The organism is Imperialibacter sp. (assembly GCF_048007035.1).
Lineage (GTDB): Bacteria > Bacteroidota > Bacteroidia > Cytophagales > Cyclobacteriaceae > Imperialibacter.
Genome location: NZ_CP180355.1, coordinates 3,422,501 through 3,434,249, shown reverse-complemented (window position 1 = coordinate 3,434,249; position 11,749 = coordinate 3,422,501). Strand labels below are relative to the sequence as shown.

Below are 11,749 nucleotides of genomic sequence, written 5' to 3'. Positions count from 1 at the left end.
TTCTGCCATGAACGCTAAAGTCCTTAAAGTACACCCAGCCGACAACGTCATCGTTGCCCTCACCGACCTTGCCCAGGGCGACACAGTGAGCCTGGACGGAGCCAGCTACACCCTCAAAGAGCCTATTGCCGCCAAGCACAAGTTCACCATGAATGACATGGCTCAGGGGGATAAAATCAAAATGTACGGTCTTGTTGTGGGCACTGCTAAAAATCCCATTGCAAAGGGCATGAGAATTTCCGTCGAAAATACCACTCATGCGGTGGGCGACCTTCATGCCAGAGAGAAAAAGACCAACTGGATCGCCCCTGATGTTAGCAAATGGAAAAGCAAAACGTTCATGGGTTATCACCGGTCAGACGGCTCCGTAGGCACCGCCAACTACTGGGTAGTGGTGCCAATGGTTTTTTGTGAAAACAAAAACGTTGACTCTTTGAAAGAGGCACTTCTGGAGGAACTCGGCTTCTCCAGTCCAAAAAAATACAAGCAGTTCACAAAAAGACTAATTTCCATGTACCAGTCGGGGCAGAGTGTTTCCGACATACAGGAAGTGGCTTTTGACGAAACCACCATTGGCGTTAGCAACAACCCACTTTTCCCCAATGTAGACGGCATCCGCTTCCTCACCCACTCCATGGGCTGCGGTGGCACCCGCCAGGATGCGCAGGCACTTTGCGGCTTGTTGGCTGGCTACATCACCAACCCCAATGTCGCAGGCGCAACGGTGCTAAGCCTTGGTTGTCAGAATGCACAAGCCAGCATTTTGAAAGAAGAAATTGACAAGCGCTCCCCTCAGTTCAACAAGCCTTTTCAGGTGTTTGAACAGCAGAAAATGGGTCGTGAAGCAGACCTTATTGGTGAGGCAGTGAAACAGATCTTTACAGGACTGATCATCGCCAACCAGTCACATAGAGAGCCCGCACCGTTAAGCAAACTTTGCGTGGGGCTGGAATGTGGCGGTTCTGACGGATTCTCAGGCATCTCGGCCAATCCGGCTATTGGCTATACTTCCGATCTCATATCGGCCCTGGGTGGCTCAGTCATCCTTTCGGAGTTCCCTGAACTTTGCGGAGTAGAACAAGAGCTTTGCGACCGCTGTGTTGACGAAGCCACAGCCAATCGATTTGTCGACCTGATGACTCGCTACAACCAACGAGCCCACGAGGCAGGGTCTGGCTTCGACATGAACCCCTCCCCAGGTAATATCAAGGATGGTCTGATCACTGATGCCATCAAATCGGCAGGAGCGGCGAAAAAAGGCGGCACTTCGCCGGTAATGGATGTGCTCGACTACCCCGAAAAGGTGCGCAAGCAAGGCCTTACGCTACTTTGCACACCTGGCAATGATGTGGAATCAACAACGGGCATGGTTGGCTCCGGCGCAACAATCTGCCTCTTCACAACAGGTCTGGGCACGCCTACAGGCAATCCGATAGCCCCGGTCATCAAGCTGTCGAGTAATACCAAGCTGTATGAAAAAATGCCTGACATCATTGATATCAATACAGGCCCCATTATCGAAGGCAGCGAAACTATCGAACAAGCAGGCGGGCGCATCCTCGATTACCTGATCAAAGTCGCTAGTGGCGAAGAAAAATGTGCAGCTGATCGAAATGGCCAGGAAGATTTTATTCCCTGGAAGAGGGGTGTTTCCCTTTAATTTCGTCTAATAACCAGATGGCCATATCAGGCATTAGAATAAAGAAAATGTTTTAACTTTCATCCGAATTAATTCACTCCTACAATGAAAAAAGTAGTAACATTTGGCGAGATCATGTTGAGGTTATCACCTCCGGGTTTTCTTAGATTTTCACAGGCCAACTCCTTCGACGTGGTTTATGGAGGCGGCGAATCAAACGTGGCCGTTTCACTGGCCAACTATGGCGTACCTGTTGACTTTGTCACCAGGCTCCCCAAAAACGATCTTGGCGAATGTGCGTTGATGGAGATGCGCAAGCGGGGTGTGAATACGCAAAACATCATTTTCGGGGGAGATCGTCTGGGGATTTACTTCCTGGAAACCGGCGCCGTGAGTCGTGGCAGCAAAGTAGTCTACGACAGAGCTCACTCTTCTATGGCCGACATCAAGCCGGGCATGATCGATTGGAAAAAGGTATTTGAAGGAGCTGGCTGGTTCCACTGGACTGGTATTACGCCCGCCATTTCGCAGGGCTCAGCCGACGCTTGCCTTGAGGCCGTTAAGGTGGCCAGCGACATGGGCATCACTATTTCTACTGACCTCAACTACAGAGCTAAACTTTGGAAATATGGTGTGCCTTCCGAGCCCATCATGACGGAGCTTACTTCCTATTGCGATATCATTCTTGGCAATGAAGAGGACGCCGAAATGCACTTTGGCATAAAGCCAGAAGGACTGAACGTGACCACGCAAGGACATGAAGTAACAGCTCAAGCCTTTCTTTCGGTGTGTAAGCAAATGATGGTGAAGTTCCCAAAGGCTAAGAAAGTAATTACTACGTTGAGAGGTTCTATCTCTGCATCACACAACTCTTGGGCTGGGGTATTGTACGACGGCAAAAAGATGTTCGAATCGAAGCAATATCAGATCACTCACATTGTTGATCGTGTCGGCGGTGGCGATTCCTTCATGGGCGGTCTGATCTACGGGTTGCTGCAGTATCCTGACAACGATCAGCATGCGCTTGATTTCGCAGTTGCCGCTTCGTGTCTGAAGCATACCATCGTTGGTGATGCCAACCTGGCTACCAAAAGCGAGGTGGAAAAACTCATGGGAGGCGACGCTTCCGGTAGAGTAGCCCGTTAGTAAACGTGCCGTTTCGGCGGCACAATTTTATTTCTTTGTTTTACGCATCCATATCAAAAAAGAGACATGTCCAATAGACCAGACGCCATAGCCGCTATTAAGGCCCAAAGAATGCTTCCACTATTTTATCATTCCGACAAAGAAGTGAGCATCAGAGCCATTGAAGCCCTTTATAAGGCTGGTATTCGTACGATAGAATTCACCAACAGGGGAGCGGAAGCTTTCGGTGTTTTCGAATACCTGAAGAAGCAATCGTCGAAGGATTTTCCCGGGCTGCTCCTCGGCATAGGAACCATTAAAGATGTGGGAGCCGCTCGCAGCTTTATCGGCATCGGCGCCGACTATATCATCTGCCCCGCCATGAACCCAGATGTGGCAGAAGTAACACACAAGGCTGGTTTGCAATGGATCCCTGGCTGTATGACACCAACTGAAATCGCTGGCGCAGAGCTAAACGGTGCAAAGTTGGTAAAACTGTTTCCGGGCAACCTCCTTGGCCCCGAGTTTGTATCGGCAGTCAAAGCAGTTTTCTCCGATCTTCTCTTTATGCCAACAGGTGGTGTAGAGGCTGAAGAAAGCAACCTCAAAGGCTGGTTTAAATCAGGTGTGTGTGCCGTAGGCATGGGCAGCAAGCTGGTAAGCAAAGACCTGCTGGATGCAAAAGACTATGCAGGTTTGGAAAAGAAAACAAAGGAGGCGATTGAGCTGATTAAGAAGATCTAAAATTTCACCCCTGAAAACAGGAACTGCATGAAATACGCCGGAAGTGTCCTGAACCTTATTTTGTTATTGGCCATTTCTTTAGCCTGTCAGCAACAAAATACGTCAGAGCCCGCCGAGGGCTCTGGTGTTTACCTTAACCAAATTGGGTTTTACGTTGGCGCTCCTAAAATCGCCATCATTAAAGGTGCAACGGCGGAGAAATTCACTGTGGTTGACCTGACCTCGAACAAGGCAGTTTTTGAAGGACAGCTTGGTAAGCCGAACCAATCCTCATTTGGCAACTACACCACTCGTGCTGCCGATTTCACGATACTCGACAGGCCGGGTCGCTATGTTATTCAGGCGGATGGCCTAGCCGACTCCTATCCCTTTGAAATAAAGCAAAATGTCCTGGATGAAGTCAGCAAAGCTTCCATAAAAGGCTTTTACTATCAGCGCATGTCAATTGACCTGCTGGAAATTTATGCTGGTAAATGGGCCAGGGCGGCTGGTCATCCCGACACCGCCGTATTTGTACACCCCTCGGCGGCAACATCCGAAAGGCCCACCGACTTCAAACTGTCGGCCCCCAAAGGCTGGTACGATGCCGGCGACTATAATAAGTACATTGTCAATAGCGGCATTACAATGGGTACTTTACTGTCCGCTTATGAAGACTTCCCTGCCTATTACAGCAAGCTTGATCTGAATATTCCTGAAAGCAACAATGATATTCCGGATCTTCTTGATGAAACGCTCTGGAATCTTCGCTGGATGCTGCGGATGCAAGACACCGACGGTGGGGTTTACCATAAACTGACCACAGCCAAATTTGAGGGCATGGTGATGCCTGAAAACGCTACCAACAAGAGGTGGGTTGTGCAAAAAAGCACCACTGCCACGCTGGATTTCGCTGCCGTAACCGCTCAAGCAAGCAGGGTTTTTGCAAACTTCGAATCTCAGCTGCCCGGTCTTACCGACAGCTGCCTGACCGCCTCCAAAAAGGCATGGAAGTGGGCACAGCAAAACCCGGAGGTACTTTACAGTCAAGACGAAGTGAACAAGGCCCACGATCCGGACATAACTACCGGAGCCTACGGCGACAAGTCAGTAAGTGACGAGTTCATTTGGGCAGCGTGTGAACTTTACATTACAACAAGCGACGAGGCCTATTATTCCGCCATCAACCTATTTCCTGACGAGAATCTGTCTTTACCTTCTTGGGGAAATGTGAGACTAATGGGCTACTATTCGCTCGCCCGCTTTATCAATAAACTTCCGCACACCAGCTTTTCGGAAATAACTGCTTTAAGAGCTCAGTTGATAAATTTTGCAGATGGGTTGTTAAATGGGTCAGCTGCCTGGCAAACGGTAATGGGTGGTTCGGAAAAAGATTTTGTCTGGGGTAGCGGTGCCGTAGCTGCGAACCAGGGTGTCGCATTGCTTCAAACCTACCGATTGACCAACGACAAAAAGTATCTGGAAGGGGCCCTGAGTAACGTGGATTATCTGCTTGGCAGAAACGCAACCGACTATTCCTTTGTAACGGGCCATGGCGACAAGACCCCAATGCATCCTCACCACCGACCGTCAGTTGCTGATGGGATAGACGAGCCTGTTCCCGGCCTACTTTCTGGCGGTCCCAACCCCGGACAACAGGATGGCTGCGAAGGCTACCCTTCAAATATTCCCGACGAGTCGTTTGTCGATGCTGATTGTTCTTATGCATCAAACGAAATTGCTATTAACTGGAACGCTCCTTTGGTTTACCTCCTGGGGGCCATGGAAGTTCTTTACAACAACTAATCAGCCCCTTACCACCCACTCAGTTTTGCCCCCGCTCCGGACAGAATTATAAGCGATCTCCGCCTATGAACTCCTCACCCCGTGTTAAGTCAATGATCTCGGGCTGTTCGTTCAGCTCAATCTGCTTTTCCATCAGTTTGGCTTTCAACTCTTCGACTACATCCCCATATTTTGGATCATCAATGAGGTTATTCATCTCCTGAGGATCTTGCTGTAAATCATACAGCTCCCAGGTGTCTACATCATGGTAAAAATGAATAAGTTTATACCTGTAGTTTCTGATGCCATAGTGCCTTTTTACTTTGTGCCAACCATGAGGATACTCATAATAATGATAGTATACCGACTCACGCCATTCGGGTCTTTCACCCCTTGTCTCAAACAAAGGCCGCATTGACAGGCCCTGCATTTCTTTTGGTATCTCTACTCCAGCGTAGTCAAGAAAAGTCGGCGCAAAATCAATATTCATCACCAACTCCTCAATAGAGGTTCCTGACCTGATCCCCTTCGGATATTTGATAAGCATAGGCGTTCTGAACGATTCCTCGTACATAAACCGCTTGTCGTACATACCATGCTCCCCCAAATAAAACCCTTGATCCGATGTGTACACAACAATGGTGTTCTCCGCCAGTCCCTCCGCCTCAAGATAGTCGAGCACTCTCCCAACATTTTCGTCCACAGACACAATGCACTTCAGGTAGTCTTTGATGTACCTCTGGTACTTCCAGTTCCATAACTCTTTTCCGGAAAGATTAGCCGACTTGAAAGCCAACCCAACAGAGTCGTAGTAAGCGTCCCAGGGCATTCTCTGCTCTTCAGTCATTCTATTCAACATCGCTGCATAGGAGGATTCCGGGTCAGAAGGGCCAACAGCGCCACCCGTGCCGGTTTCTTCTTCATAATAATCTGGCGTCAATTTAAGGTCGTTAGACAGCCACATATTGGTGATTTGCTGATCTTGCTCAGCCAGGGCTTGCCTGCCTTTGTAGTCATCATATAGCGTCGCAGGAATAGGCAGATCTTCCTCAAAAAGCCGCAAATGTTTGATGTTTGGCTGCCAGTTTCTATGCGGGGCCTTGTGTTGAAGCAACATAACAAAAGGCTTTGACTTATCTCTGCTTTGCAGAACCGAGAGCCCCTCATCAGTAATCACATCTGTGGTATAGCCGTTAACAACTGTGGTATCATCTTCAGTGACCAGTCTCGGGTTGTAATACTCCCCCTGATCGATAAGTATCTTCCAGAAATCAAATCCCTGTGGCTTCGATTTCAAATGCCATTTCCCTATCAGGTAGGTTTGGTAGCCTGCCGTTTTAAGCAGCTTCGGAAATATCATCTGACTACCATCAAACTCATCCCGGTTGTCTCTCAAGCCATTCAGGTGGCTGTATTTTCCTGTCAGAATGGCCGCACGACTGGGAGCGCAGATGGAGTTTGTAACAAAGGCATTTCGCATCAGCGCACCTTCCTGAGCAATCCGATCAATATTTGGCGTCCTGATAAGTTCTTTGCTATAGGCACTAATAGCCTTCATAGCGTGGTCATCGGACATGATAAAAAGAATATTGGGCTTCGGCACTTCCTCCTTGCTCTCCTGCGTACTGCTTTCATTTTGAGAGCAACCAAAGGCTAATACAGACAAGAGAGGCAGTAGAAATCGTTTCATAATTTTTGAGCTTCCTTTAATGGAAGCTCAAAATACGAATGATCTTAAAAAGATGCTGCATCAGCAGAAAAAGGCAACTGCTTTTCTTCACTCATTCCTAAGTGATCTTACAGGGTTGGCCGTGGCTACCTTCATCGTTTGGAAACTAACTGTAAGTACAGAAATCACCAATACGGCTAAACCAGCCAGTGCAAATACATCTATGCCGATTTCCGTTTGATAAGGAAAGTCGTTGATCCAGTTCTGCATGAGAAAATAAACAATCGGAGCAGATGCAACAATGGCAATTCCAATGATGATGAGATAGTCTTTTAGTAGTAAAAAGAAGATGCCCGCCACTTTCGAACCGAGCACTTTTCTTATCGCAATTTCTTTGGTGCGCTGCTGGGCAGTGAAAGTAGCCAGGCCAAGCAGACCAAGGCAACCAATCAGCACGGCTAACACGGCAAAAGTGGTGAAAAGCTTGCCAAACTTTCGTTCATTTTCATACTGTGCATTGAAGTAGTCGTCAAGAAAAAAATAGTCAAAGGGATTGCCGGGAAATGCCTTCGTCCATGCCTCTTGCACTTCCTTGATTGCACCCTGCAAGTCATTGGTCACCAGGCGCACGGAATAAAACTCCCCGCCATATAATGTGCAGTAGAAAATGCTTGGCTCCAGGGCGTTCTTGAATGACTTTTGATGATAGTCATTCACCACACCCACTATCTTGGGTGCCCAACGAAACCCTGGTATGTCGACAAACTTCCCTACTGCATCTGTCGGAGAGCTGAACCCAAGCAGTGACACCGCTGACTCAGTAATAATAACCGAAGTGTCTTGGTCTGCGGTGAATTCCCTTGCGAAGTATCTGCCTGCTATCAGAGAGGGTTCAAAGACATCCTGATAATCGTAATCCATACTATTGAAACGCAGTGGCACAATGTTGTCGTCCGACGTTCCGTATTTTTTTACTCCCACTATGTAATCTCTCTGCTTCCCCGGAACCGTCGCCGTCGTGCTTACAGCATTCAGCGCAGGGCTTTGCCTTATTTCATTCCTGAACACGTCGATGGAAGAATTGAATGCTTCCCTGTCCCTTGGAGCTATCCCCGGCCTCTCTACAACAAGTACCTGATCAATATTAACTCCAATGTCCTGACTCGTCATGTACTTGAGCTGATTAAACACGATCAGAGTACCTGCAATGAGTGAAACAGAGGCAACAAATTGGAGCAAAACAAGTCCTTTCCTAAGCATGACACCACGCTGGCTGGTCGCCAACTTTCCTCTTAAAACTTCCACCGGAGCAAAAGACGACAAAACAAAAGCAGGGTAAAAGCCGGAAAGAGTGGTACCAACGAGCCAGATAACTGCCACCAGCAAAACAAACCAGCCTGCCACAAAATAAGAGGCTGTAAGTGACAAGCCAGACACATTGTTATAAATACCCAGGCAAGCCAGCGAAATGATTAACGCCAGAACGAGTGCAATCAGATTTACAATGGCCGACTCAACCATAAACTGAGCAATAAGTTGATTTCTATACGCCCCCATTACTTTTCTGATGCCTACTTCTCTGGCTCTTTCCAACGCCCGGGCCGTTGCAAGATTGACGTAATTAATCCACGCAATTATGATGACGAAAACACCAATTAAGCTGAGAAATAAAACAATATCCGCATCACCGTTCGTCTCCGGCTCGTCCGCTAAATTGCTATGGAGGTGAATATCTTGCAGTGCCTGGAGACTTAGTTTATCTTCTACTGCTATAGTCTGATCCTTGGGCTTGTACTTATCAACAACAGCAGGAAATTTTGCCTCAAGTGTTTCCAGGTCGGTTCCTGGCCTTAGCTTTACAAAAGTGTACATATCCTTTCTAGCCCAACTGGTATTATATCGCCCGGGAGCATATTCTCCTCTTGCATATAATGTTTTATAGGAAAAAAGCACATCAAACTTTAGATGGGTATTTGGAGGAAGGTCTCTGAAAACGCCAGTCACCTCACAAAGCTCATTGTTGAAATCATCATCCTGCATCCGTATCAACTTCCCGATAGGATTATCGTTCCCAAAATACTTTTTCGCCTGTGTTTCAGAAATCACGGCCTTAAAGGGCTCAGCCAATGCCATGGCAGCGTCGCCTGACACCATCTCATATCCCATCAACGACAGAAATGAGGAGTCAGCATAAAGAAACCTACGTTGCTTGAAAGCCACCGGCTCGCCCGCCTGTGGCGTATAGGTGATAATGACATTATTCTTATAGCCCAAATTGTAGAGACGGGCGTAATTTGTCACTTCAAAAAATTCATGAAGAAACGCAGGCCCGGCACCAGGATAGTTCTCAGCACTAGAAATTATCTGTTCACCGTTCCTGAACACGTCAAGCTTGACCCTGTAAATATTATCGGCTTCTGGAATAAAATTTTCGTAGCTCCGTTCAAAGTGGACGTACTGAGCTATTAACATGAAAACCGCTACACCAATTGAAAGGCCAATGATGTTGAGTGCCGAAAAGAAACGGTTTTTCAGCAGGCTTCTAAACGAAGCCATAATGAGATTTTTAACCATGATTGATTAGTCCTGATAAACAAAAAATAAAAAGCCTGTTGATGAATCAACAGAAGAGTTTTTGCCCAATGCATTGTTAATTTAGTAAAGACTTCATTTCAGGCCAATGGTTACTAGGAATATTAATATACTACAGGTCAGTGATTTATGCGGAAGACGCCGGGAACCAATCAAGGTAACTTCATGTATATACATCAAAAGTCGTTTAAGAACCGTCAACCAATTCCGTTGCCATGAAAAGTTTGAATGACCTAAGGAAGTTTAGCGGAGCACTGAAAGCTTCAGAAAAGATGCCAGTAGTTTTCGTTGGGCATGGCAGCCCAATGAATGCCATTGAAGAAAATGCGTACACAAAAGGGTGGCACTCGCTTGGTTATGAGCTACCGAAGCCAGCCGCTATCCTTTGTATTTCAGCACACTGGGAAACAAAAGGCACTTTCGTAACGGCGATGGAACACCCAAAAACTATTCATGACTTTGGAGGATTTCCAAGGGAATTATTTGCCGTTCAATACGCAGCACCTGGCAGCCCCGAACTCGCAGAGGAAACAAAAAAACTTGTTGAAAAAACCGACATTTTATTTGACCATGATCACTGGGGGTTAGACCATGGCTGCTGGAGCGTGGTCAAAAATATGTACCCGGATGCTGATATCCCCATTATCCAGATGAGCATAGACCACTTCAAGTCGCCGCAGTGGCACTACGACTTGGCCAAAGAACTGGCTACCCTGAGAAAAAAGGGCGTGCTTATTTTGGGCAGTGGCAACATGGTACACAACCTGCGCCTTGTCAACTGGAATGACATGTTTGCCAAATATGACTGGACGGAGTCAATCAATGCTCAATTCAAGAGCCTCATATCGGATAGAAACCATGCCCCGTTAATCAACTATCAATCTCTGGGGAAAGAAGCCCAACTGGCTATTCCCACCCCTGAGCACTATTTACCAATGCTCTACATATTGGGCTTGCAGGAACAAAAAGATGAGATTTCATTTTTCAATGATGATTCGTGGGGCCCTATCAGCATGACCTCATTTAAGATCTCCGGCTAATAATGCCTTAGATAATCAAATAGAGGAGAAACAGAAGCACCAGAAATATAGCCGTCCATTTAACCACAGGGGAATATTGCTCAAACTTGTGTCCGCAGAAAGGGCATACTTTACTGCTCCTATCAACATCCATGGCACACGATGGACATTCTTTCTTTTTCATCCTAACGCTTTTCGTTGAAGGTAATATAATCATCCTAAACGCAAAAAAGCCTCTAAGATTACTCTTAGAGGCTTGTAACAACCTTACGGGTTGTTTGATAAAATCAGGCAACGACCTACTCTCCCACCTTGCACACAGGCGGACGGCCAGTCTACCATTGGCGCAGACAGGCTTAAATTATACTCTTTCACGATACTCCCCATATTTTCCGCTTGATCTGGTTTTTCGCTTGGTTCTAAATCCTTTTAAACGCAAAAAAGCCTCTAAGATTACTCTTAGAGGCTCTGACAACCCGTGGGTTGTTTGATAAAATCAGGCAACGACCTACTCTCCCACCTTGCACAGCAGTACCATCGGCGCAGACAGGCTTAACTTCTCTGTTCGGAATGGGAAGAGGTGGACCCCGTCGCTATAGTCACCTAAAGCTCGTTGTTCGATTGTTATCCTTATGGATAACTACTGAACGTCATTGGACTTACTCCAACAACAAATATCTTATGACATACCAAGAGAAAATACATTCAAGCTGTTCCAGGCCCCGGAACAAGTCCGGGGCACTCTCTTCAATAAAAAAGCGTTCGGGTAATTAGTACTGCTCAGCTTTGACATCTCTGCCTTTACACCTGCAGCCTATCAACGTCGTCATCTACAACGTCCCTTTATAGAAGCCTCATCTTGAGGTGAGTTTCGCACTTAGATGCTTTCAGCGCTTATCTCATCCCGACGTAGCTACCCAGCAGTGCATCTGGCGATACAACTGGTACACCAGCGGTCAGTCCAACCCGGTCCTCTCGTACTAAGGTCAGGTCCTCTCAAGCTTCTTACGCCCACAACAGATAGGGACCGAACTGTCTCACGACGTTCTGAACCCAGCTCGCGTGCCACTTTAATGGGCGAACAGCCCAACCCTTGGGACCTTCTTCAGCCCCAGGATGTGACGAGCCGACATCGAGGTGCCAAACCTCCCCGTCGATGTGAGCTCTTGGGGGAGATCAGCCTGTTATCCCCAGAGT

At 47.3% G+C, this 11,749-nt stretch carries 8 protein-coding genes and 2 rRNA genes (1 of these 10 only partly in view); 5 read left to right on the top strand and 5 right to left on the bottom strand.

What is annotated here, in order from left to right; all coding sequences use genetic code 11:
* Positions 1-7 precede the first annotated feature (7 nt).
* The 4 genes from ACMVP2_RS14785 to ACMVP2_RS14770 all read left to right on the top strand — a co-directional run bounded on the left by ACMVP2_RS14785 (position 8) and on the right by ACMVP2_RS14770 (position 5,293).
* Entirely contained in the window at positions 8-1,660 is a 1,653-nt protein-coding gene (locus ACMVP2_RS14785; RefSeq protein WP_416864060.1) for a UxaA family hydrolase, read from the top strand.
* 84 nt (positions 1,661-1,744) lie between these two features.
* On the top strand, positions 1,745-2,785 hold the full coding sequence (locus tag ACMVP2_RS14780; RefSeq protein WP_317488176.1) for a sugar kinase: 1,041 nt from the start codon (positions 1,745-1,747) through the stop codon (positions 2,783-2,785).
* A gap of 66 nt (positions 2,786-2,851) precedes the next feature.
* Entirely contained in the window at positions 2,852-3,508 is a 657-nt protein-coding gene (locus ACMVP2_RS14775; protein ID WP_151999555.1) for a bifunctional 4-hydroxy-2-oxoglutarate aldolase/2-dehydro-3-deoxy-phosphogluconate aldolase, read from the top strand.
* Between the two features lie 27 nt (positions 3,509-3,535).
* Entirely contained in the window at positions 3,536-5,293 is a 1,758-nt protein-coding gene (locus ACMVP2_RS14770; RefSeq protein WP_416864059.1) for a glycoside hydrolase family 9 protein, read from the top strand.
* Between the two features lie 46 nt (positions 5,294-5,339).
* Here the strand turns inward: ACMVP2_RS14770 and ACMVP2_RS14765 are convergent, their stop codons facing one another.
* Both ACMVP2_RS14765 and ACMVP2_RS14760 read right to left on the bottom strand, forming a co-directional pair.
* Entirely contained in the window at positions 5,340-6,962 is a 1,623-nt protein-coding gene (locus tag ACMVP2_RS14765; RefSeq protein ID WP_416868186.1) for a sulfatase, read from the bottom strand.
* Between the two features lie 87 nt (positions 6,963-7,049).
* Positions 7,050-9,497: an ABC transporter permease gene (locus ACMVP2_RS14760; protein WP_416868185.1), complete on the bottom strand. Its 2,448-nt coding sequence runs from the start codon at positions 9,495-9,497 to the stop codon at positions 7,050-7,052.
* A 251-nt stretch (positions 9,498-9,748) separates the two neighbouring features.
* On the opposite strand from ACMVP2_RS14760, the gene ygiD reads away from it, so the two are divergent.
* Positions 9,749-10,573, top strand: a complete 825-nt coding sequence (gene ygiD / locus ACMVP2_RS14755) for a 4,5-DOPA dioxygenase extradiol (RefSeq protein ID WP_416868184.1) — start codon at positions 9,749-9,751, stop codon at positions 10,571-10,573.
* A 7-nt stretch (positions 10,574-10,580) separates the two neighbouring features.
* Here ygiD and ACMVP2_RS14750 read toward each other — a convergent pair whose 3' ends face one another.
* From ACMVP2_RS14750 to ACMVP2_RS14740, 3 genes are all read right to left on the bottom strand, one after another.
* Positions 10,581-10,736: a zinc ribbon domain-containing protein gene (locus tag ACMVP2_RS14750; RefSeq protein WP_416868183.1), complete on the bottom strand. Its 156-nt coding sequence runs from the start codon at positions 10,734-10,736 to the stop codon at positions 10,581-10,583.
* Between the two features lie 311 nt (positions 10,737-11,047).
* Positions 11,048-11,159 (bottom strand): 5S ribosomal RNA (rrf, locus tag ACMVP2_RS14745).
* Between the two features lie 143 nt (positions 11,160-11,302).
* Positions 11,303-11,749: ribosomal RNA gene (locus ACMVP2_RS14740) — 23S ribosomal RNA — on the bottom strand; it runs 2,454 nt beyond the window's last position.